This is a genomic window from Halomonas halocynthiae DSM 14573 (assembly GCF_000425725.1).
In the GTDB taxonomy this organism is placed as follows: domain Bacteria; phylum Pseudomonadota; class Gammaproteobacteria; order Pseudomonadales; family Halomonadaceae; genus Halomonas; species Halomonas halocynthiae.
This window is the reverse complement of record NZ_AUDZ01000013.1, coordinates 129809-150602: the sequence shown is the minus strand read 5'-3', so window position 1 is coordinate 150602 and position 20794 is coordinate 129809. Positions and strand designations below refer to the sequence as shown.

General features: G+C 54.2%; 23 protein-coding genes. 10 read left to right on the top strand and 13 right to left on the bottom strand.

Translation table 11 applies throughout. The features are described from left to right. Positions 1 to 14 precede the first annotated feature (14 nt). Entirely contained in the window at positions 15 to 230 is a 216-nt protein-coding gene (locus H616_RS0100725) for a PA3496 family putative envelope integrity protein (RefSeq protein WP_027965640.1), read from the bottom strand. A 227-nt stretch (positions 231 to 457) separates the two neighbouring features. Here H616_RS0100725 and hexR point away from each other — a divergent pair, with 227 nt between their 5' ends. From hexR to H616_RS0100710, 3 genes are all read left to right on the top strand, one after another. Beyond that, positions 458 to 1312 (top strand): transcriptional regulator HexR, encoded by an 855-nt coding sequence (hexR, locus tag H616_RS0100720; RefSeq protein ID WP_027965639.1) that lies wholly within the window; start codon positions 458 to 460, stop codon positions 1310 to 1312. Positions 1313 to 1495: 183 nt separating this feature from the next. Continuing rightward, positions 1496 to 3700, top strand: a complete 2205-nt coding sequence (gene uvrD / locus H616_RS0100715) for a DNA helicase II (RefSeq protein ID WP_027965638.1) — start codon at positions 1496 to 1498, stop codon at positions 3698 to 3700. A 148-nt stretch (positions 3701 to 3848) separates the two neighbouring features. Next, positions 3849 to 4937 carry a TRAP transporter substrate-binding protein gene (locus tag H616_RS0100710; protein ID WP_027965637.1) on the top strand — a complete coding sequence of 363 codons (1089 nt, stop codon included), beginning with the start codon at positions 3849 to 3851 and terminating at the stop codon, positions 4935 to 4937. Between the two features lie 70 nt (positions 4938 to 5007). On the opposite strand, the gene H616_RS0100705 is transcribed toward H616_RS0100710, so the two are convergent. Continuing rightward, positions 5008 to 5409 (bottom strand): acyl-CoA thioesterase, encoded by a 402-nt coding sequence (locus tag H616_RS0100705; RefSeq protein WP_205619048.1) that lies wholly within the window; start codon positions 5407 to 5409, stop codon positions 5008 to 5010. Between the two features lie 184 nt (positions 5410 to 5593). Here H616_RS0100705 and cysZ point away from each other — a divergent pair, with 184 nt between their 5' ends. Next, on the top strand, positions 5594 to 6331 hold the full coding sequence (gene cysZ / locus H616_RS0100700; RefSeq protein ID WP_027965635.1) for a sulfate transporter CysZ: 738 nt from the start codon (positions 5594 to 5596) through the stop codon (positions 6329 to 6331). On the opposite strand, the gene ubiA is transcribed toward cysZ, so the two are convergent. Beyond that, entirely contained in the window at positions 6321 to 7214 is an 894-nt protein-coding gene (gene ubiA / locus H616_RS0100695; protein ID WP_027965634.1) for a 4-hydroxybenzoate octaprenyltransferase, read from the bottom strand. The genes cysZ and ubiA overlap by 11 nt on opposite strands. Before the next feature lie 35 nt (positions 7215 to 7249). Then, positions 7250 to 7798 (bottom strand): chorismate--pyruvate lyase family protein, encoded by a 549-nt coding sequence (locus tag H616_RS0100690; protein WP_240470506.1) that lies wholly within the window; start codon positions 7796 to 7798, stop codon positions 7250 to 7252. Between the two features lie 103 nt (positions 7799 to 7901). Between H616_RS0100690 and H616_RS0100685 the strand changes: the two genes are divergently transcribed. From H616_RS0100685 to H616_RS0100675, 3 genes are all read left to right on the top strand, one after another. Next, positions 7902 to 9062: an NAD(P)/FAD-dependent oxidoreductase gene (locus H616_RS0100685; RefSeq protein WP_027965632.1), complete on the top strand. Its 1161-nt coding sequence runs from the start codon at positions 7902 to 7904 to the stop codon at positions 9060 to 9062. Between the two features lie 60 nt (positions 9063 to 9122). Next, positions 9123 to 9503, top strand: coding sequence for an HU family DNA-binding protein (locus H616_RS0100680; protein WP_169516150.1), 381 nt, complete (start codon positions 9123 to 9125; stop codon positions 9501 to 9503). A gap of 78 nt (positions 9504 to 9581) precedes the next feature. Next, positions 9582 to 9938, top strand: a complete 357-nt coding sequence (locus H616_RS0100675) for a hypothetical protein (RefSeq protein WP_027965630.1) — start codon at positions 9582 to 9584, stop codon at positions 9936 to 9938. Positions 9939 to 9978: 40 nt separating this feature from the next. Here the strand turns inward: H616_RS0100675 and H616_RS0100670 are convergent, their stop codons facing one another. Next, positions 9979 to 10485 carry a C40 family peptidase gene (locus H616_RS0100670; protein ID WP_051233857.1) on the bottom strand — a complete coding sequence of 169 codons (507 nt, stop codon included), beginning with the start codon at positions 10483 to 10485 and terminating at the stop codon, positions 9979 to 9981. Between the two features lie 43 nt (positions 10486 to 10528). Beyond that, positions 10529 to 10984 carry a thioesterase family protein gene (locus H616_RS0100665; RefSeq protein WP_027965628.1) on the bottom strand — a complete coding sequence of 152 codons (456 nt, stop codon included), beginning with the start codon at positions 10982 to 10984 and terminating at the stop codon, positions 10529 to 10531. 72 nt (positions 10985 to 11056) lie between these two features. On the opposite strand from H616_RS0100665, the gene gloA reads away from it, so the two are divergent. Together gloA and H616_RS0100655 are read left to right on the top strand one after the other, a co-directional pair. Beyond that, the gene (gene gloA, locus H616_RS0100660) at positions 11057 to 11590 is read left to right on the top strand and encodes a lactoylglutathione lyase (protein ID WP_027965627.1); all 534 of its coding nucleotides are present in this window, start codon (positions 11057 to 11059) and stop codon (positions 11588 to 11590) included. Positions 11591 to 11730: 140 nt separating this feature from the next. Beyond that, positions 11731 to 12717, top strand: coding sequence for a glycine betaine ABC transporter substrate-binding protein (locus H616_RS0100655; RefSeq protein WP_027965626.1), 987 nt, complete (start codon positions 11731 to 11733; stop codon positions 12715 to 12717). A 74-nt stretch (positions 12718 to 12791) separates the two neighbouring features. On the opposite strand, the gene H616_RS13900 is transcribed toward H616_RS0100655, so the two are convergent. The 6 genes from H616_RS13900 to H616_RS15635 form a co-directional block, all read right to left on the bottom strand. Continuing rightward, positions 12792 to 14315 (bottom strand): MFS transporter, encoded by a 1524-nt coding sequence (locus H616_RS13900; protein WP_051233896.1) that lies wholly within the window; start codon positions 14313 to 14315, stop codon positions 12792 to 12794. A gap of 58 nt (positions 14316 to 14373) precedes the next feature. Next, positions 14374 to 15561, bottom strand: coding sequence for a beta-ketothiolase BktB (gene bktB, locus H616_RS0100645; RefSeq protein WP_027965625.1), 1188 nt, complete (start codon positions 15559 to 15561; stop codon positions 14374 to 14376). An 86-nt stretch (positions 15562 to 15647) separates the two neighbouring features. Continuing rightward, a complete protein-coding gene (locus H616_RS13895) occupies positions 15648 to 16631 on the bottom strand; it encodes a metal ABC transporter solute-binding protein, Zn/Mn family (RefSeq protein ID WP_051233855.1) in 984 nt (327 codons plus the stop codon). Between the two features lie 35 nt (positions 16632 to 16666). Next, a complete protein-coding gene (locus H616_RS0100635) occupies positions 16667 to 17560 on the bottom strand; it encodes a metal ABC transporter permease (RefSeq protein ID WP_027965624.1) in 894 nt (297 codons plus the stop codon). Continuing rightward, positions 17544 to 18278 carry a metal ABC transporter ATP-binding protein gene (locus H616_RS0100630; RefSeq protein WP_027965623.1) on the bottom strand — a complete coding sequence of 245 codons (735 nt, stop codon included), beginning with the start codon at positions 18276 to 18278 and terminating at the stop codon, positions 17544 to 17546. Before H616_RS0100630 ends, H616_RS0100635 begins: the two co-directional genes overlap by 17 nt. Continuing rightward, on the bottom strand, positions 18278 to 18439 hold the full coding sequence (locus H616_RS15635) for a hypothetical protein (protein ID WP_169516149.1): 162 nt from the start codon (positions 18437 to 18439) through the stop codon (positions 18278 to 18280). Before H616_RS15635 ends, H616_RS0100630 begins: the two co-directional genes overlap by 1 nt. Before the next feature lie 236 nt (positions 18440 to 18675). On the opposite strand from H616_RS15635, the gene H616_RS0100625 reads away from it, so the two are divergent. Further along, positions 18676 to 19758, top strand: coding sequence for a DUF4349 domain-containing protein (locus H616_RS0100625; protein ID WP_027965622.1), 1083 nt, complete (start codon positions 18676 to 18678; stop codon positions 19756 to 19758). 140 nt (positions 19759 to 19898) lie between these two features. Here H616_RS0100625 and H616_RS0100620 read toward each other — a convergent pair whose 3' ends face one another. Beyond that, positions 19899 to 20768, bottom strand: coding sequence for a LysR family transcriptional regulator (locus H616_RS0100620; protein WP_035572228.1), 870 nt, complete (start codon positions 20766 to 20768; stop codon positions 19899 to 19901). Between the last annotated feature and the right edge of the window lie 26 nt (positions 20769 to 20794).

Genomic DNA, 20794 nt, shown 5'->3' with positions numbered 1-20794 from the left:
ATGGGCTTGTGGCGCTAGTGGGTATTTTTTTCGAGACAATCGCCGTCGGATAGCTCTGATAAGCACGCGTTGAGGCGCCTAGCTTCTTTATGAAACTCGATCCCACGGCGGGCACGAAGGCTGCGTTGGGCAGCATTGCGGGTGCGTTGTTTGTGTTCGTTAACTTCCATATCCATGAAGATATTGAGTAGCTCGCTCTTGAAGGAGGTTAAACGTTCAACATTACGCATGATCGATTCTCCTACCTGCTGTGAAGGTGTGGCATCTCTATGATGCGGTGCGACACAGTACTTTTTACTATAAAACATTTGACAGTATGATGAATGAAGGTGAATGAATGCAGCATGGCGTCGATAATGAGCACCCTGTTGCGATCTGGCCTGAGGCATACTGTTACAATCATTTTGACTAAATGGCAGCGGCATTACGCTGCCAGCCTATTGACGAGGAGTCGCACGTGAGCCTTGGTCTGTTCGATGAGATGAGACGCCGTATGGAGCATTTTCGCCGCTCTGAACAGAAAGTGGCGCGCTTTGTGCTGCGTAATCCCGAAGACGTTATTCATATGCGGATTGTGGACTTAGCTACCGAAGCGAAGGTCAGCGAACCCACTGTGGTGCGGTTTTGTCGTGCTTTGGGTTGCGGAGGTTTTCAGGATTTCAAGCTCAAGCTGGCTCAGATGCTGGCGGCAGGTAGCCAGTTCGCTCAGTTTTCAATGAATGATAGCGACACTGTGGCTGAGTTTTCTCAGAGTATTTTTGACTCTACTGTCGGCACCTTGTTATCGATACGCGACCGGCTGGATAACGAGTCGTTAAGTCAGGCAATTAATGCGTTGGCGATGGCGAATCGTGTTGAGTTTTACGGTTACGGCGCGTCTGGTGCTGTGGCCTTTGATGCCCAGCACAAGTTTTTCCGTTTACAGATATCTACCGCGGCGTTGTCAGACCCCCACATGCAGAACATGTCGGCGGTGACTCTTAAGGAAGGCGATGTGGTGGTGGCTATTTCTCAGACCGGACGCACCCGTGCTCTGGTAGCCAGTGTTAGATTGGCGCGTGAAGCGGGAGCTACGGTGATCGGTATCTGCCCCCATGGTTCACCGCTGGCTGAGGAAGTGACGTTGCCGCTGTATATCGATGTACCTGAAGAAACCGAAATCTATACCCCCATGAGCTCACGTATTGCACATTTGGTACTGATAGACGTATTGGCGGTGGGTGTGGCCAAAACGCGCGGGCCCAAGCTTGCAGAGCAGCTCAAGGCCGTCAGGACGAGCTTGACGCCACTGCGCTTTCCAGAAATTAGTTAGATCGTTTTCTAAACTGGGGGGTTTACAGCTGAGCTTGTCGTCACTAAATGTGTTATCACCAAGCTCTCCAAAGATAGCGCAGCTAGGCTGGTATTGGCTGCCAGCTGCCGTCTCGGTGTGCCTTAATATGCTAAGCTGACGACCCATTTTTCAGCAGCGATCTCCTTGTATATGGTTTCTCCCATGGATGATGTCACGGCGATTCTCGACCACATGAATGCGGCTCAGCGCGAAGCTGTCAGCGCGCCCCAGGGTAATATGCTGGTGTTGGCCGGAGCTGGTTCGGGGAAAACTCGGGTACTGGTGCATCGTATTGCTTGGCTGATGCAGGCCGAAGGGCTTTCCCCTTATGCGGTGCTGGCCGTCACCTTTACCAACAAAGCGGCTCGTGAAATGCGAACACGCTTGGAAGCCTTGCTTGGTCTGTCGCTGCGTCACGTGTGGGTGGGTACTTTCCACTCCATTGCCCATCGCTTGTTGCGTACCCACTGGCAGGATGCGCGTTTGCCCCAGCATTTTCAGATAATTGATAGTGATGATCAGCTACGTCTGATTAAGCGCCTTCTCAAAGAAAATACTATTGACGATGAGCGTTATCCACCACGCCAAGTGCAGTCATTTATTTCGGGTTGTAAGGAAGAGGGGTTGAGACCTCATCAAGTTAACGTTAACGGTGATGCGTACTTGATGCAGATGGTAGACCTCTACGAGCGTTATCAGCTGACTTGTGAGCGTGGTGGGTTGGTGGATTTCGGCGAGCTGCTGCTGAGAAGCCTTGAACTGCTGCGGGATAATCCGGCGCTGTTGGCACATTATCGTGAACGTTTTGGTCATGTGTTGGTGGATGAGTTTCAGGATACCAACACCCTGCAGTATGCCTGGTTGAAACTGCTTAGTGGCATGCAGACGCCAATGACGGTCGTCGGTGATGATGATCAGTCAATTTACGGCTGGCGCGGAGCGCGTATTGAGAACATCCGTCGTTTTGAGCAAGAGTTTTCCGAAACAAAAACGGTACGGCTGGAGCAGAACTATCGCTCTACCAGCGCCATTCTTGAGTCTGCCAATGCGTTGATTAGCCACAATGCCGAGCGTATGGGCAAGGAGCTATGGACTGATGGCGAACAAGGCGAGCCTATCTCGGTTTATGGTGGGTTTAATGACCTTGATGAAGCACGCTTCATCGTTGATACCATTCGCGATAAGGTCAGCGAAGGCTTCAAGCGTAGTGAAATGGCTATTCTTTACCGTTCTAACGCCCAGTCTCGGGTGATAGAGGAAACACTGATTCGTCAAGGGGTTGCCTACCGTATCTATGGCGGTCAGCGTTTTTACGAGCGCATGGAAATCAAGAATGCTCTGGCCTATCTGCGGTTATTGCTTAACCGCAACGACGATGCGGCGCTAGAACGGGTCATTAACGTGCCAGCACGGGGCATTGGCACGCGCACCGTTGAGCTGTTGCGTGAGCGTGCACGCCTGGATAACACCTCGCTATGGCAGGCGCTGCATGATGGTTTGCACGACGGCTCTCTCAAGGGGCGAGCGGGCAATGCGGTTAGGGTTTTCAGCGATCTAATTGAGCGGCTGGATGATGAAACCTCGATGCTGGCGCTACATGAAATTATTGACCATGTTGGCGAGCGCAGTGGGCTGATTGAGCACCACCGTAATGAAAAAGGCGAGAAAGGCCAGGCACGCGTCGAAAACTTAGAGGAGCTTGTGACTGCCGCCAAGGCGTTTACTCAAGGTGAAGCGCTGGGAAATGCCGAGATTGGTGAAGGCATGGTAGCGCTGGAGGCATTTTTGGCTGAAGCGGCTCTTAATGCCGGTGATCATGAAGCCGATGAGTTCGAAGACTGCGTGCAGATGATGACCCTGCACTCGGCCAAAGGGTTAGAGTTTCCCGTGGTGTTTATTACCGGTGTGGAAGAGGGGTTATTCCCCCATAAGATGTCGTTGGAAGAGCCGGGGCGTCTCGAAGAAGAGCGGCGGCTGTGCTATGTGGGCCTGACGCGTGCTATGCAGAAACTCTATTTGACGCATGCAGAAGTGCGACGGTTACACGGCAAAGAAACGTTTCCTCGTCCTTCACGGTTTGTGCGTGAACTGCCTGAGCAGCATCTTGAAGAAGTGCGTATGCGTGGTCAGGTTTCACGCCCGCTTAGTGTCTCAAGGCCTCAGCCGTCATGGCGGCAGCAAGGTGTTGAGGCCGCTGGCGATTTACCTTCGTTGAGTCTTGGGCAGCGAGTCAGCCATCCGGTGTTCGGCGAAGGAGTGATTCTTGATGCTGAGGGTGAGGGTGAACGTGCGCGGGTTCATGTCAGTTTTGAAGGCGAAGGTGCCAAGTGGCTGGTGTTAGGTTTTGCTAAACTGACACCGCTGTAGAAAGTGGGGTGCCATTGAAACATGATGACGGTTAGCATTGACTATCAGCCCCTGTATTTGCCTGCCAAAAGTGCCTTTCACCCTGCGGAAAAAGCGAATACCAGCTGTTTCTAGTTGTGTCGATAAAAATCAATAAAGGAGTGACTTCATGCAACGACGTAAGTTTCTTAAAACTGCAGGCTTGGGTGCGGCTAGTGTGGCAGCAGCTCCTTTTGTTTCTACTGCGTCAGCCGATGAAACCATTACTTGGAACATGGTGACCTCTTGGCCCAAAAATTTCCCTGCCCTTGGAACTGGCGCTAATGACTTTGCTAAGCGTATTGAGCAGATGTCGGGCGGGCGGATGAAGATTCGTGTGCACGGTGCGGGCGAGATGGTGCCAGCGCTTGAGGTGTTTGATGCCGTGTCTGCTGGCACGGCTGAAATGGGGCATTCCGCTTCGTATTATTGGCGCGGCAAAGTGGCGGCAGCGCAGTTTTTCACCGCTGTGCCATTTGGCATGACCACCAATGAAACCAACTCTTGGTTATACAATGGTGGCGGTCATGAGCTGTGGGACGAGCTGTATGCGAAGCACAACCTTAAGCCGTTTGCAGTGGGTAACACAGGCACCCAGATGGCGGGCTGGTTCAAGAAAGAGATTAATTCACTGGAAGACATGCAGGGCCTGAAGTTGCGCTTGCCTGGGTTGGCGGGTGAAGCCATGGCTGATATTGGCGTGACCACTATGACGATTCCAGGCAGTGAGATTTTTACGTCATTGCAGACTGGCGTGCTGGACGCAGCAGACTGGGTGGGTCCCTACAATGATTTGGCGTTTGGCCTGCATCAGGTAGCTGAATATTATTACACCTCAGTGTGGAATGAGCCGTCAGCAATTCTGGAAGGAACCGTTAATCTGGATGCGTGGAATAGCTTGCCAGATGACCTTAAGGTGGTAGTCACCGAAGCCGCTCGAGCGTCCAATATGGCAATGTTCAGTGAGTTAGTGTTCCGTAACGCTGAAGCGCTGCATACCTTGACCGAGGAGCATGGTGTCAAGCTACGGACGTTCCCCACAGACGTTTTGGCTGCGCTGAAAGAAGCGTCTCAGAAGGTTATCCAGCGTCAGGTAGACAGTGATGAAGAGTCACGTAAAGTTTATGCATCGTACTCTGCTTTCCAGGAGACCGTGCGTGGCTTTACAGATGTTGGTGAGTTTGACTACCTGAAAGCACGTGATACGTTGACAGGTTGATTGTTGTGGGTTGTTTATAGACGAAAAAACGCCGGATGCTATTTAGAGTATCCGGCGTTTTGCTGCCTTGTTATTGCTTGACTGAACGAATGCGGCCTTTATCGTCTAGTGCGACCATGACGAAACGCGCTTCTGTGACTTTTTGCAGTTCATGTTTTTCACTTTCCTGGGGCAGGCGGCACCAGACCTCTACATCAATTTTCATTGAACTGCGTCCTGTTTCACGCACTTCGGTAAAAATATTGACCATAGAGCCAACCCTTACGGGGGAGAGAAAATCCATGCTTTCGATGGAGACAGTAGCCGTACGGCCACTGGCCATTCGGCTGGCGGCCAGCTCGGCGGCCTGATCCATGTGCGATACCAGCCATCCACCGGAAATATCGCCGTGCAGGTTGGTATCATGGCGGTTAGCGACCAGCTTGAGCGTCAACTGGCCCTGTGGCGAGGGTACATCATCTATGTCGGTCATCAGTGGTTGTATCGGCTTTGTTGTTTTGAGTTGTGAGACGCTAGTGTCAGATAATATGGGTTATCAGTGCCATGATAAGTGCCAGCGACTGATATTCAACCACTCTTGCTGCTGCCTGTTGTCGCAGGTCTTGCAGTGTTCAATGAATGATCGCATGTCAGACACACGTTAGAGGAAATTGTTCATGCTTGATGCGTTTACGGCACTCTCTCGGGGAACTCGCTTGGTCTATACCCCAGGGCTTCGCCGCTATGTGTTTTTACCAATTCTGGTTAATTTATTGGTGTATACAGGGCTGCTGTATTACGTCATCAGCCGATTTGGTGGTTGGCTTGATGGCTGGATGGCTATGGTGCCGAGCTGGCTTGAATGGCTTAACTGGTTGATTTGGCCGCTGTTTGTTATCAGTCTGTTGTTGATTGTGTTTTTCACGTTTACCTTGATCACCAGCCTAATTGCCGCCCCTTTTTATGGCCTTCTGGCTGAGAAGGTGGAGCGTGTGGTGACGGGCCAACCTCCAGTGGATGACCGAGGCATCATGCGTGCAGGTATGGATGCCATTGGTCGTGAACTGGTCAAACTGGGCTATATCCTGCCACGCATGTTGTTGCTGTTTATTATCAGCTGGATACCGGTAGTCAATATGATTGCCCCTGTGCTGTGGGGGCTGTTTACCGCCTGGACCATGGCAATTACCTACCTAGACTACCCCATGGACAACAACAAGGTGAGCTTTGCCGATATGCGCCGTCGTCTTAATGCACGGCGCATACCCACATTAACGTATGGGGGCTGGGTGACTCTGATTACTTGGCTGCCACTGGCTAACCTGTTTTTGTTGCCTGGCGCTGTGGCTGGCGCCGTGCTGATGTGGGACAAACACTACCGAGACCAGGGAAACGCCACTGCCGTTAGCCGCTGACGACTGGCCACAGGCTTAGAGCAATACCCGCAAAAACCACCATGCCCGACCATTGGTTATTAAGAAAGGCTCGGAAGCAGCGATCGCGGTTACGTCCTTGGGCTAGCCACTGCTGGAAGACAAAAGTGGCGGCCATGGTGGTTAGCCCTAACCAGAAAAAACCGCCTAGCGTTAATAGCCAGCCTGCCAGCGCCAGCAAAATCAACGTGGCGAGCTGAAACAGGCCAATCATCAGTGTGTCAGCACGGCCAAACAGTACTGCTGTAGATTTTATGCCGATTTTCAGATCGTCATCGCGGTCCACCATGGCATACAGGGTGTCGTAGGCAATCGTCCAGCTCAGATTGGCGGCAAACAGCAGCCAGCCCACTGTTGGTACTTCGCCTAGAACGGCACCGAATGCCATGGGAATCGCCCAAGAGAAAGCCGCGCCCAGAACGACCTGTGGCAGATGCGTGTAGCGTTTCATGAAAGGGTAAATAGCTGCCAGCGCCACGCCTACTAGCGACAGCAGTACGGTATACAGGTTGGTAAAGCACACCAGTATGAAAGAGGCGACAACCAGTAAGGCAAACAGCCCGAGCGCCTCGCGCTCACTGATTCGGCCGGTGGCTAGCGGGCGGTTCACAGTACGTTTGACATGGCCATCAACGTGTCGGTCGGCATAGTCGTTGATGACACAACCCGCGGCACGCATCAGGTAAACTCCGAGCACAAAAATCACTACTAGGTGTCGCTCAGGGATACCGTCAGAAGCAACCCACAGCGCCCAAAGGGTCGGCCACATTAGCAGCCAAGTGCCGATGGGGCGATCAAGGCGGGTCAGGTGCAGAAAGTCTGGAATGCGTGCGAGTCCCGTAGGACGCAAAAGTGATGAATCCATTGTGCGCTCTCGAATAAGTCGTAAATCGTCGCCAGCTATCGCGAAGGCAGCAGCCCCAAATTATCTGCCATGTTATCCAGGAAGAACTCCTGAACCAGTACCGTAAAGCGTTGGTGGTGAAGTATCGAGCGTCGGCCTAAAGGGCCAGGTATTTGATGGAATGGGGCCGGCGATCGGGTAATTTCGATGGCACCACGTTTGAGGCCAGGCTGACTAAAAAGCCAACTGCCCAGTGAGCGTTCGCCCAGGCCGTCAAGACGGTGGCCATTCAGCCGGTCCAGTGGCGCGACAGAGCGTGCGATTACCCAAGGCTGATCATTCAGGCACAAAGCGACCTCGCGTATCCAGGCCCAGCGGCCGATCGGCTGATCCAGTGCCAGCGCCTCATCACGGCTTGGTCTACCCAGCCGTTGGCTGAGCAGGCGAACACGGAAAGTAGCAGGAGCTCCAGCCTCTGTCAGGCGTGTTGTCAGAGAGTCGGTTGATGAGACCCACTGCCACCATGAGTGGCTTATTGCCGGGCGTGCGGCTGCCAGAGGCTGCCATTTTATCGTCCGCGCCTGTGTTAAACCCTTACTTACCACGTGATCACCACTTAATGTCTCTACTATGCCTGCATCCCATACCACGGGGCGCTAGTGTACCATGGCAAGTTTTTACGACTATGGCAGCAGAACAAGGATAGCAATGAGTGCTCCTGTGACCATTATCGGCTCTGGGATGGCAGGGTTTGGGTTGGCGCGTCAGCTACGTAGCCGTGACCCCCAGCGGTCAGTGACATTACTAACGGCCGACGGCGGCGATGATTACTCTAAGCCGTTGCTTTCCACTGGCTTTGCCAAACGGCTTTCACCTGAGCGGCTGGTGGCGCGCTCAGCGCTGCAGGTGGCTCAGGAGCTTGATATCACGCTGCGCACCCATACCGTTGTTGATGCTATCGATACCGGCTCGTGCTGCCTGCAACTGGGTGCAGAATCGTTGCCTTATAGCCAATTGGTCTTGGCGACGGGTGCCGCACCCAGGCAACCGTTTATGGTGCCTGATGAGCTGGCCGGCCGAGTGATGGCGGTGAATAATCTTGATGATTACCGGCGCTTTCATGCCGCCTTGGCAGCCTTGCAGCGTCCTGCCGACGTGGTGGTGGTTGGTACTGGGCTCGTCGGCTGCGAGTTTGCTGATGACTTGGTGGCTGGCGGTCATCGGGTAAGCATGGTTGCGCCAGAAGAAACGCTTCTGGCACGCTTGTTGCCCGCCGAACTAGGGCAGGCTTTGGGTGATGCGTTTATTAAGGCGGGTATTCGGCTGTACTGCGGCACAACGGTGCAGGCGCTTTATGACGCGCAGAATACGGTGGCAGTGCAGCTGAGTCATAATTCAGTACTTCATGCTGATTTCGTGTTGGTGGCCACCGGTCTACGCCCAGCTATGGAGCTGGCAAACGCTGCTGGCATCAACGTTACTCAAGATGGCATTGTGGTGGATCGCTATCTTGAAACATCGGTCAGTGGTATTTATGCCCTGGGTGACGTGGCTTGTGTTGATGGAGTCAACGCGATGTACGTTCAACCACTGCAAGCTGGGGCCAAAGCATTAGCCGCCACCTTATCGGGCAGCCCAACGCCGGTGAGTTATGGGGCTTGGCCTATTATGGTCAAGACATCATTGTTGCCGATTGTTTCCTTGCCGCCTGCGATATCGGCGGTACGTTGGCGTATTGAGGGAAGCGGGCGTGATCTGGCAGCATTTGCAGAGTCAGAGGACGGCCAATTACAAGGTTTTGCATTGACAGGAGACGGCGTGCGTCGGAAAGTCAGACTGGCGCGGTTAGCACCGCCATTGCTAGGCTAGTGATTATTCCCCTGCTGCACCCATGAAGTCATCAGGTATTGCGGTAGCGCGAATGTCTCCATGGTGACAAGGAAGCATAAAACAGTAACAACAGGGCAACACCGTCAGGAAGCAGTGGCCGGAAACGATTCCGGTTTCATACATACCGTCAGGAGAATCAACCCTATGCGCAAACCAGAACTTGCTGCAGCCATCGCCAAACAGGCCGACCTTTCTAAGGACAAAGCCGGACAGGTGCTCAATGTAATTCTTGAAGAGATCACCAGCAGCGTTGCTGATGGCAACGATGTTACCTTGATCGGCTTTGGTACGTTTACCGTTCGCCAGCGTGCTGCTCGTACAGGCAAAAACCCGCAGACTGGGCAGCCGTTGCAGATTCCAGCGAGCAAGACCGTGGCTTTCAAGCCCGGCAAAGGGCTTAAGGACGCAGTGCAAAAGTAAGCCTAAGCCACCAGCGGCTTGTCGTGTGCTGATGAGCCGCTGCTTTTCTCTTTTTCTCTTTTTGCTGGGGGCTAAGACATGATGTTACGAGTCATTCTCTGGCTACTGGGGTTTATGCTCAAGAAAGCACAGCGAAGTAAATCGGCTTTTCAGGAGCAGCTGGAGACGCGCCCACTTGACTGGGGCATTGCCACCGAAGATCTAGCGATTGCCAGATACTATCGGATGTCTGCTGATGGCATCGAAACAGGAACAGGGCTCCCTGTTGATCTTGATTTGGAATTACGTTTTGACAACCCACAAAGCGCTATGCGCATCTTGCGTAAGCCGACCCAAAAAGCCTTCCTCGACGGTATGATGAATGATCACGTTCGACTAGTTGGCGATAGCCGCGACTTAGAGCGACTGCAGGCGCTGCTTAAACATATTCGCTGATACACTTCAGTGACATGATGCCTAGGGCGTATGGCTACGCTCAGGGCGCAGGCCCTGAGGCACCCAAAAAACGTTTCTGCCAGTAATCCAATGATAGTTGGGTCGTTGTTACCTCTCGGCCACTGCCAGGCGCATGTATCATCTGATCATTGCCCAAATAGATTCCCACATGGCTGGCCTTACCATTCCCCGAGGTATCAAAAAACAACAGATCGCCCGGGCGAGCTTTCTTGATGGGAGGTAGCTGCGAGAACTGATCGCTTGATGTGCGTGGTACGCTGATGCCCGCTTTGCTGTAGCTGCGTTGTACCAAGCCTGAGCAATCCAGTCCGCTGAGGGAGTTACCGCCATAACGGTATGGTACACCGAGTGTTTTTTTCGCTTCGGCAAGAATTATCGCACGTTCAAAAGAAATACCGCTTTGCTCTTGGGTCTTGAGTTGTGGGCCAGCACAGCCGGCGAGCAGGGTAAGTATCCCTATCAGAATGACTGCCAGGGCAGTGGGACAAAAGGTTGGGGCAGAGCGAGAAATGGTTAGATATTTCATGGGAACCCCCGTGTGGTGTAGGAAGTATTATTGGTATTCGCGGTTAACGACTAAGGCCAACTTTCCGCCCAGCCAATGCCGGCCAGTTTTCGGCCTGAGCGTGGGGTAAGCGTGCAATGTGTTCGGTAATTGCTGTGGGGAAAGCCGCTGGACGCCCACTAACAGTGGCAATTCCCATCAACATTTGTTCGCTGGTCGCCAGGCATTGGTTGTGCTCGTCGAGCATTTCCATGAACACATGTAGGCGCTTGGTATCTCGGTCTAACAATATGATGTTTATGCCCAAGGACTGGTTCTCGTAAGCCTCACGGCGATAACAGAGGTGGGTTTCTAAGGTGTAGATAGTATAGGCATGCTGGTCGCGGCCCTTTTTGTCCAGTCCGATTGCGTCCATTAGCGCCTCAAGGGCCAGAGAGAATACCCGTGCGTACTCGGCATCGTTCATATGACCGTTATAATCTACCCACTCTGGGGCAACTCGCGTCTCAAGAATGCGCATGACAATGTCCTGTCAGTTCGTTAAATGACAATATACCAGTGCAGGCCCACAACGTGGGTAAAGGAGTTGATGATGAGTTTTCAAGGTGAGCAATACCCAGGTATACAGGCACCCGCTGCAGAGACAGAGGGCTTTCGGCTCAACCACACCATGCTGAGAGTAAAGAATCCTGAGGCATCATTGGCCTTCTATTCGCGAGTATTTGGTATGAGCGTACTGCGTAAGCTGGATTTCGAAGAAATGCGCTTTACGCTGTATTTTCTTGCCAAGCTGGAACCTACTGACGACGTGCCAGAAAATACCGATCAGCGTACCGTTTGGACCTTTTCCCAAAAAGGGTTGCTGGAGTTAACCCACAACTGGGGAACAGAGGACCAAGCAGACTTTGCCTATCACGACGGTAATGCTGAACCGCAGGGTTTTGGCCATATCTGCTTTTCGGTGCCAGACCTGTCTATGGCTGTGACTTGGTTTGACGCCAACGACGTGGTGTTTATTAAGCGTCCTGATCAGGGAAAAATGAAAGATGTTGTGTTTGTGAAGGATGTCGATGGTTATTGGATCGAAGTGGTCGAGGCGACCAAAATGGTAGGTAAAGGGGCGTGATCGTTTGCCCTTTGTATGGAGTGTGCCTCGCGCTGCGGCGGCGCAAATAGTCAGCAAGTGGTTAACCAGCGTTGCTGGATTTTTCTGGGGTGGTAAGGTTATGCGGTGTTTCAACATGGCATGACTGCCAAGGAGATCTGGTGAATCTAGCTAAACGACCCTCTACACACTTTCTTTTGGGAAGCGTTTTGTGCGCGCCCCTTGCCTTGGGCTCACTGGTTTTGAGCTCTCTGGCCCAGGCTGAAGCGCCTGATGCGGTTCGGTTTGCGGTTCCGCCATGGCCTGGGGTAACGGTAAAAAGTGAGGTAGCAGCCACCTTGCTTGATACCCTTGGGTATGCAACACAAAAGAAAGAACTGGGTGCAACAATTGCTTATCAGGCGCTGAGCCAAAACGAGTTGGATGTGTACTTGGCTGCCTGGTTGCCTGCTCAGCAAGGTATGTACGATACGTCGACTCAGGGCGAGAGCCAATTGGTTGACCTGGGCACTAACGTTGACGGAGCACGGCTGGGTTTTGTTGTGCCTAGTTATGTGTATGATGCGGGATATACCTCAGCCAAGGATCTGTGTAGCGAGGAGCTGCGAGACAAGGTCGGTGGCGTGTTGTACTCCATCGAAGTTGGCTCCGGCACGAGCGACCTGCTGGCAAAAATGCAGGATGAAGGGACTTACTGTCTTGATCAGTGGAACCTTTCTGAAACCTCCTCGACCGGCATGTTCAGTCAAGCAAAGTCGACAATAGACCGAGACGAGTGGATCGTTTTCTATGCTTGGACACCGCACTGGGCAAGCATCGAGTATGACATTGAGTTTCTCGACGATCCTGAAGATGCCTGGGGCCCCGATGGCGGCCGCAGTGATGTTCGCACGCTAGTAACTCACGAATTTGCAGAATCTAACCCCAATGCCGCTCGGCTGCTTGGCCAGTTGATCTTTAGTGCCGACCAGCAGAGTGAGATGATTCGTGGTTATAGCTATGAAGAGCGTGAGGTAGATGACGTGGCGCTGACTTGGATGCGCAACAATCCAGCGAAAATTAAAGCGTTCCTGGACGGAGTTACCACCCGTGATGGGCAACCGGCTTGGCCAGTTGTGCAGGAAACGTTGCAAATACCAGAGGCTTGAGCTGACGAAATCGGCATCATTTAAGGCGCCTGAGGGCGCCTTTCTCATACCTGCATGGCATAGTGAGTAGTGAGTTATTCAGCGATTGGAAAAGGCCTGTCAGCAGGCTCGCTATGTTGGCTATTTTTTCGGTAGCGCTGGTCTTTGATGGCAAGCCACAGAGCGCTGAGAATGATCAGTAAAACTAAGCCAAAACCGAGAGTGACGGCCACTGGCCAGCTTGATATGCCAAGTGTTGTGAACACTGCCGCTGTGATAACAGCAATACCGATGGAGGTGCCAATGCGCTGGCCGGTTTGCATGATAGCCCCAGAGCTTCCCGCATATTGCAAAGGCACTTCGGCCAGTGTCAGGGTTTGGTTAGGGCTAATAACGGAACCTTGAGCGATGCCGATCAGTGATAACGACACCAGCAACCACCAAATACTGACATAGCCACTTTGGTGCAACAAAATGATTGCAGCAGTCGCTATGACGCCTGTAATGGCGAATAAAAGTCCGCCAATAACCATTTTTCGGCCATAGGCCATGACTCGCTTACCAGCCCAGTGAGCGGCATAGGCAGAAATGAATGCGGCTGGAAGGCTTACCAGTCCCGTTTTTAGCGCCGTTTCCCCGAGCCCTTGCTGTAAATACAAAGCGACCAGCACCCAGATACTGGTCATGCCCATGAAATACAGCGCCATGATGAGTGCGCCATTGGTAAAGCTGCGGGTGGAAAAGATAGCCAAGTTCACCATCGGGCTACAGCCCTGCCGAGCATAGTAGCGCTCCCAGCGCACCCATATAGCGACAAGCAGAACACCCAGTGGCAGCAGTAACCAGGTCAGAATGGCAGAACGCGACTCCATGAACGGGAACAGCACAGAAAATACGGCTAACCCCAGTAATAATGAGCCAACAGGGTCAAGTAAGCGGAGAGTATGCTGAATTTTTCGCATGGCTCGGTGTGAGGTGCATGTTGAAGGCAGTGACGTCCGTGTAAAGAGCGGTCTGGGGAACCAGCGATACGCCATGATAATGGTCAAAATACCAATGGGCACATTGACAAGAAATGTCAGCCGCCAGCCAATATCAGGGCCACCAAGCTCAATTAGTAGGCCGCCTACTACTGGGCCGACACCGACGGATACCCCTACCGCACTGCCGAAATACCCAAACGCCTTGCCACGTTCGGCGCCTTGGAAATACTGTTGAATCATACCGACCCCTTGCGGGCTGAGCAGCCCTGAGCCGATGCCTTGAGTAAACCGCGCCACGTTTAGCCAAGTCGCATCCTGAGCCAAGCCTGAGGCAATGGAAGCCAGAGTAAAGATCACCACGCCGATGATGAAGATGCCACCACGCCCCATGATGTCACCTGCTCGGCCAGCAGCCACCAGGATCACGCCGAACGTTAATGCATAGCCCGAAAGCACCCACTGCAGGTCAGAGTGGGTAGCGTCCAGGCCACGCTGAATAGAAGGTAAGGCCACATTGACAATGCTGACACTGATCAGCGACATCACAATAGTGGCTAGCAATACCAATAGAATACGCCAGCGTATGGCATCTTGAATGTTATCAGCGCTTGGCTGCGAACTATCCTGACTTTTCACGAACGTGTCGCCCCCCGTTATATTGCGCTGATCGATGATCTTTTTGCGTAACAAGCCGTTATAGCCGCTCGATGAGCAGAGCAATGCCTTGGCCACCGCCAATACATAGTGTGATTAAACCGAAACGGCCAGCAGTACGCTCCAGCTCATGTAGCGCCTTGATGATTAGAATAGCCCCAGTCGCCCCCACCGGATGCCCCAATCCCACGGCACCACCGTTAGGGTTCAGGCGCTCATCCGGAAAGCCAAGATCACGTGCTACAGCGATGGCTTGAGCAGCAAATGCCTCATTTGACTCGATGACATCGATATCTTCTATGTTGAGCTTGGCCTGTTTTAGGCAGCGTCGCACCGCTGGCGTGGGTCCCAGGCCCATGACATTTGGCTCGACACCCGCGATGGCAGCAGTCCGAAGGCGCGCGCGGGGCTCAAGGCCACGCTGCTTGGCAGCATCGGCATGCGCCAGTACCAGTGTTGCAGCAGCATCGTTAATCCCAGAAGCGTTGCCAGCGGTTACTACGCCGTCTTTTTTGAAGGCGGGCTTCAGACGTGCTAGATCTTCTGGAGTGATGACTTCGCGTACATGCTCGTCATGACGAAAGATCACCTCATTGCGGCCTTTGCGTACCTTAAGAGGCGTGATCTGACTGTCAAAGCGTCCTGCGGCAATCGCCCGAGCGGCCTTTTGATGGCTGGCTAGCGCAAACGCGTCCAGTTCTTCACGGCTGAGTTCGTAGCGCTGGGCGATGTTTTCTGCTGTTACGCCCATGTGACCGCTATCGAAAGGGTCGCTGAGCGTACCCAGTGTCAGGTCAGTGATCGGCGCATCGCCCATACGAATGCCAAAGCGTGCGGCGGCAGGCAGCAGGTAGCCACCGCGGCTCATTGATTCGGCACCACCCGCTAGTGCTAGCTGGCTAGCGCCCATGGCAATCTGCTGGGCAGCGCTTACTACCGCCTGTACGCCGGACCCGCACAAACGGTTAACGTTAAATGCCCCAGCGCTGGATGGTACGCCTGACTCCAGTGCGATATGTCGAGCCAAGTAAGCATCGGCGGGCCCGGTGGTGATGATGTGGCCATAAACCGCATGATCAATATCGCTGGCAGCAACACCAGCCTCGCTTAGTGCTGCTTTGGCGGTGGCTGTCCCCATCTCATGGGGCGCTAAGCCCGCCAGACTGCCGCCAAAACTACCGATGGCAGTACGCTTACCGCCTAGAATAACCACTGAGTCAAGTTGCATTGGTAGTCTCCTTAATGTTTCCGACGAGCTAAGGCCAGGAATTTGAGCGTTTATAGCGAAAGGCTAGTTCCCTGCCTGCCTCGGCATCAGTCAGCCGTTGGGTGTGGTTCATGCTCAACTATCAGCGCATCGTGCAGTACTCGGGCGTTGTGGCGAAGCATGCCAAGCCAAGTCGCAGCATCGCCGTCGCTTGTTAGTGCATCGGAATACAGGCTGCCGGCAATCGGCACACCGGTTTCTTCGGCGAGTTGGTTGAGCAAGGCTTGGCTGGTCATATTTTCGTGAAACAACGCGCGGATATCTTGCTCGCGCACTACCTCGACTAACGCGGCTAAGTCGGCAGCACTGGGTTCGGCTTCGCTGGACACCCCAGCCGGAGACAGAAATGTTAGCCCATAGGCGCGAGCGAAGTGATCGAACGCGCGATGGCTGGTAATGATTTTGGTGGTGTCAGGAAGCTCAGCGAGCTGTTGCTGTATGTTGGTGTGAGTTGCGTTAACTTCGGCCAGATACTGTTCAGCGCGTTGACGGTAGGCTGCTTCGTTTTCAGGGTCTGCTGCGATCAGGCCGGCCAGAATATTATTGATATAGATATCGCCAAGTGCCAAGTCTTGCCAGGCGTGAGGGTCTTTCCCGCCATGATCATGGCCTGCACGATCGTGGTGGTCGTGTTCTGCATGATCATGGTGGTCGTGTTCTGCATGATCGTGGTCATGTTTTGCCTGGTTTAGGCGCGCTTCTACGCCGTCGGTGGCGGTTACCACAAGCCCGTGGTGGTCGCTGGCTTTAACCAAACGCTCCATCCAGCCTTCAAAATTCATGCCGTTGAGAACCACCAGGTCGGCTTGGCTAACGGCGCGAGCGTCGGTGGGGCGTGGGCTATAAACATGGGCGTCGGAGTCGGGGCCGACCAAGGCGGTTACCTCGACATTATTGCCGCCGATGTTCTCGACCATATCGGCCAAGATACTGAAGCTGGTGAGTACCTGTAGGCGCTCGTTAGCCAGTGCCGCAGGAGCCGCACTGAGCAGGGTAGCAAGTAGAGCGAGGGAGGCGAATGTGCGGTGCATGTCAGATGTCCTGGTGAGTTGGGTAGTCAGTCGGGTTACGCAGCAGGGGGTGTGGATTCGAGCGGCGCGACGCGGCGCCGAAAACGCGCAACAACACTGTGTTGTCGGCCAAATAGTGCTGAGAAAATATATGCCATACCGGCCAAGAGAATAATGGAAGGTCCCGATGGCAAGCCTAGGTGGTATGACAGCAATAGGCCAAAAAAGCTGGCGAGTACGGCAAGGGCGATAGCAATGGCGATCAGCCCTTCAAGCCGCTGGCTCCAGAAGCGTGCGGTAGTGGCTGGTAGCATCATCAGACCCACCGCCATTAGCGTGCCTAATGTTTGAAAACCGGCGGTGAGGTTGAGCACCACTAGGCCCAGAAACGTACCGTGTACCAAACCGCCGCGGACGCCCTGGCCGCGCAGAAATAATGGGTCTAAGCAGTCTACTACCAAAGCGCGAAAAATGGCGGCTAGCACTAGCACAATCAGGCTAGCAATGCCTGCAATCAAAACTAGTGCGGTGCTGTCTACGGCGAGGATTGAGCCAAACAGCACGTGGGTTAGGTCGACACTGCTGCCGCCCATTGATACCAGCATGACGCCTGCCGCCAGCGACATGAGAAAGAAGCTGGCCATGGCCGAGTCTTCCCGGTGCCCTGTTAACCGCGATACGCTGCCGGCAAGCAGGGCCACCAGAAGCCCTGAGATAATGCCGCCCAGGCTCATCATTGGTAGCGAAAAACCAGCAAATAAAAAGCCCAGTGCCACACCGGGTAGAATGGCGTGTGCCATGGCATCGCCAATCAGGCTCATGCCGCGCAACATCAGAAACACGCCTAGCGGTGGAGCGGCTAGCGACAAGGCGAGCCCTGCTACGGCGGCGCGGCGCATAAAACCGTAGCCAAAGGGCGCGAGCAACCAAGCATCAATCAGATCTAGCATGTGAAAATTCCGCCAAGGTAATGGGTAGGCGAGGCGCTCGGGGGGCAACGCCGCCCTGTTGTTCGATCAGGCGTTCAGGATTGACCCACTGCCCATGGCCGCCAGCCAGAAGGAGTACATCGTCGGCCAGTTGGGAGAGCTGCTCCATGTCGTGCAGCACGACAATTAGGGTAGCGCCCTGGCGGGCCATTTCACGCAGCGTATCCATCAGAATATCGACAGTATCGGTATCCACGTTGGCGAAAGGCTCGTCGAGCAGCAGTAATTCGGCCTCCTGCATCAAGGTACGACCAATCAACGCGCGCTGGCGCTGACCGCCAGACAGCTCTCCTAGCTGGCGGTGTGCCAGTTGCGAGATACCCAGCCGCGACATGATTTCGCGGCCGCGTCGGTAATGTGCCGCACAATAGCCTTTGAAGGCACCATGACTCGGCCAGGTGCCAGTCATGATCAGCTCTTCTACGCTCATCGGAAAACTCAGGTCTAGCGCCAGTTGCTGGGGAAGCCATGCACGCCGTTCTTTAGGTACCGTGCATTTTACTTGCCCACCGGCTGGCGTCAGCATGCCCATAATGGCAGCAATCAGTGTGCTCTTTCCTGCGCCATTGGCCCCGATAAGTGCAGTGATAGCGCCATCCTGAAAGCGTCCGTTAAGCTGTTCAAGTACGGTATGACCGCCTCGGGACAAGTGCAGGTTATCCAGTTGTAGGCGCGACATTAGCCCCACCACCCTGCGGCCCATGCCACGGCTAGCCATAATGCAGCGAGTGGTGCGAGCGACAGGAGTAACCGCCGCCAAGCTGACAGTGACATCAACGAAAAATGGCAAGGGCCTTCAGAGCGGTGACGATGGGTTGCTCGGGCGTGGCGATGAGCCATGAAATGTCTCCAGAAAATCTCAGGTCTTGGGCACCATGCGGGCAGCAGCAGGCAGAGCCGCGTCTGAGCGCAGGTGCTAAAGCATATCAGTTGCGCGGTCCTCACCCCATACAGTCGTTCTTTTTTACGGTGGCTGGCTGGCGCGGCGCAGTAAGAAAAATGGCCGTGTGCGTTAGCGCATCCTGGGTCCCAGCATGGCAATATGGGGCAATACGTTCTGTTGCTAAGGAAAGCTGATGGCTGCTTGGTTGCCCTGTGGGTTTTATGCTCGTCGCTTGGGCGCGGCTGGTCGTTCTCGGGTGTTGCTGCGTCGGGTGTTGCTATGGCTGTTGGTGTTAATGCTGCCAGTTGTGTTGGCTGGCTGCGATAACGCGGCGACGTCGCTGCAGCACTCGCCTCAGCCGCCACCTCAGCGTCAGGCTGAAAGCTTTTCGGGTAAACAGCTGGTGCGCCAAGCCAGTGTCCAGGGGCGAGCCGTTGTGAAGGATGCTGGCGCGGCTAACGCGAGTGGGCCTGACAGCAGCTCGCCTGATAGCGAAAGCCGTATCGAAGAACGGCGCAGCTACACGCTGGCATTTGGTGAAACCGATCCACTGGTTACCATGTATCGTGAGGTGCAAAAGGCCTGCCAAGAGAGTCACGATTGCCAGATAGAACAGGGCAGTTTGAACACGCCTCGTTACGGCAATGCGAATGGGCATCTGGCATTACGTATTGTGCGTGAGCAGGTCGATAACGCCGAAGCGGTGCGTTTGATAGCGGCTTCCCCCGAGCTCAGTGGCATTGAAATTACTCGTCAGGACCGCTCTCAGCAAATGATTGATACTGATGCGCGGCTGGCGCAGCAAATGGTTTTGCGTGAGCGGCTCAAGGAACTTGCTGAACAGGGGCGTGGCTTCAGCGAGCGGCGTATTCAAGACCTGCTGCAGGTGGAGCGAGAGCTAGCTCGCGTCCAGGGCGAGATCGAGTCTATGCAGGGTCGTCAGCGCCACCTGACCCGAGTGACTGACAGCGTGGCGGTTAATGTTCGGTTTGAACAGCAACGCCGCATTGAGCCGGCGCAGTACGGCGTGTTTTCTCCTTTGCTACGCGCGCTTGATCGCAGCGTGGCGTTGTTTTTTGAGTCGGTAGGCCAGGTGGTTCTGGTGGTTGTCTTCCTAACGCCTTGGGTTGTTATTGGTATTCCAGCGTTGTGGTTACTCAGCCGGTTATGGCGTCCACTGAGGTGTGTTTTTGCCAGCTTGGGTAGTAAGCGGCGGGCGCGCCAACGTGAAGCGCAACAGCAGCATGAAAACATCACCACTGAAAAACGTTCGTAGAGGCTGTGGCGCCCGCGGCTTCGTCCTGCTGAGGGCTGGCTTCGCTTTGCTATATCGATCAGGCCGCCTAACGGCGAGATGCTGCAGCCGTGGCGGGTTACATAGAATGTCAATCAAGGCGGTAAACAAGTCCGCGGGGGTTATTTTGAGGTAGGTTTCAGCTTATTCAAAATGCCCTCTAACTCACGGCCGATGGGCCGGTCGGTTTGCCAGGTTAGCCAGTAGCCTTGAGTCATGGGGAGTACTTCCTGCGTAGGTCGTTGTAGCTGGCCAGCCTGAAGGGGAGCTTGGCAGAGCGGCAACGAGCCCAGCATGACACCAGCACCCGCCTCGGCAGCACGCAGCGCTTGAACGTGGCTATCCAGCCGAATTTCTGGCGCTGGGCTAAGGGCGGTACCTAACCGTTGATCCCATTCTCGCCACCCGAGCCTTGGCCCGGCAATAGCAATGCGAGGCAACGTTTTCCAGTCATTCCCTTGTGTTAGCAGGCTTGGTGCAGCCATGGGGGTTAGTACCTCATCAAATAAGTGGTGAGCCGTTCGCCCTACCCAGTTGCCTTCTCCAAAACGAATCTCTAAATCAGCGTCGGCGTGAGCGTAGTCTGGCCAGCGGTGCATGGTCGACAGGGTTAAATGTCGCCCTGGAAGTTCTGCTTGAAGCGCGGGTAGCCGAGGAATGACCCACAGCACCAGCAGCGATGCCGATGCCATGAGGCTGAGGCGAGTTCTAGGGGCTGAAAAAAGGCTTTCGGCACTATGAGAAATTTGCTCTAAGGCTTGTTGTACATGAGGCAGCCAAGCCTCGCCTTGAACCGTGAGTGAGACGCCTCGTGCTTGACGTTCGAATACGGTGACGCCTAAGCGTTCTTCGAGATGGCGAATACGCTGGCTGACGGCGGCCTGGGTTAACCCCAGCTCTTGAGCTGCCGCAGTAAAACTCCCTAGACGAGCCGCGGCTTCGAAAACACGCACCCACTCAAGCGAGGGGAGTAGCCGGGTGGTATTAGCCATAAAAAAAACATACCTCTGATGGTGAA

Excerpts from the sequence above, each read along its gene's own strand:
- H616_RS0100625 (WP_027965622.1), top strand. The coding sequence starts at position 18,676 with ATGGCTGCTTGGTTGCCCTGTGGGTTTTATGCTCGTCGCTTGGGCGCG.
- H616_RS15635 (WP_169516149.1), bottom strand. The coding sequence starts at position 18,439 with ATGGCTCATCGCCACGCCCGAGCAACCCATCGTCACCGCTCTGAAGGC.
- H616_RS0100630 (WP_027965623.1), bottom strand. The coding sequence starts at position 18,278 with ATGTCGCGCCTACAACTGGATAACCTGCACTTGTCCCGAGGCGGTCAT.
- H616_RS0100685 (WP_027965632.1), top strand. The coding sequence starts at position 7,902 with ATGAGTGCTCCTGTGACCATTATCGGCTCTGGGATGGCAGGGTTTGGG.
- uvrD (WP_027965638.1), top strand. The coding sequence starts at position 1,496 with ATGGATGATGTCACGGCGATTCTCGACCACATGAATGCGGCTCAGCGC.
- gloA (WP_027965627.1), top strand. The coding sequence starts at position 11,057 with ATGAGTTTTCAAGGTGAGCAATACCCAGGTATACAGGCACCCGCTGCA.
- H616_RS0100705 (WP_205619048.1), bottom strand. The coding sequence starts at position 5,409 with ATGACCGACATAGATGATGTACCCTCGCCACAGGGCCAGTTGACGCTC.
- cysZ (WP_027965635.1), top strand. The coding sequence starts at position 5,594 with ATGCTTGATGCGTTTACGGCACTCTCTCGGGGAACTCGCTTGGTCTAT.
- H616_RS0100710 (WP_027965637.1), top strand. The coding sequence starts at position 3,849 with ATGCAACGACGTAAGTTTCTTAAAACTGCAGGCTTGGGTGCGGCTAGT.
- H616_RS0100680 (WP_169516150.1), top strand. The coding sequence starts at position 9,123 with ATGGTGACAAGGAAGCATAAAACAGTAACAACAGGGCAACACCGTCAG.
- bktB (WP_027965625.1), bottom strand. The coding sequence starts at position 15,561 with ATGCAACTTGACTCAGTGGTTATTCTAGGCGGTAAGCGTACTGCCATC.
- H616_RS0100675 (WP_027965630.1), top strand. The coding sequence starts at position 9,582 with ATGATGTTACGAGTCATTCTCTGGCTACTGGGGTTTATGCTCAAGAAA.
- H616_RS0100620 (WP_035572228.1), bottom strand. The coding sequence starts at position 20,768 with ATGGCTAATACCACCCGGCTACTCCCCTCGCTTGAGTGGGTGCGTGTT.
- H616_RS0100670 (WP_051233857.1), bottom strand. The coding sequence starts at position 10,485 with ATGAAATATCTAACCATTTCTCGCTCTGCCCCAACCTTTTGTCCCACT.
- ubiA (WP_027965634.1), bottom strand. The coding sequence starts at position 7,214 with ATGGATTCATCACTTTTGCGTCCTACGGGACTCGCACGCATTCCAGAC.
- H616_RS0100725 (WP_027965640.1), bottom strand. The coding sequence starts at position 230 with ATGCGTAATGTTGAACGTTTAACCTCCTTCAAGAGCGAGCTACTCAAT.
- H616_RS13895 (WP_051233855.1), bottom strand. The coding sequence starts at position 16,631 with ATGCACCGCACATTCGCCTCCCTCGCTCTACTTGCTACCCTGCTCAGT.
- H616_RS0100635 (WP_027965624.1), bottom strand. The coding sequence starts at position 17,560 with ATGCTAGATCTGATTGATGCTTGGTTGCTCGCGCCCTTTGGCTACGGT.
- H616_RS0100665 (WP_027965628.1), bottom strand. The coding sequence starts at position 10,984 with ATGCGCATTCTTGAGACGCGAGTTGCCCCAGAGTGGGTAGATTATAAC.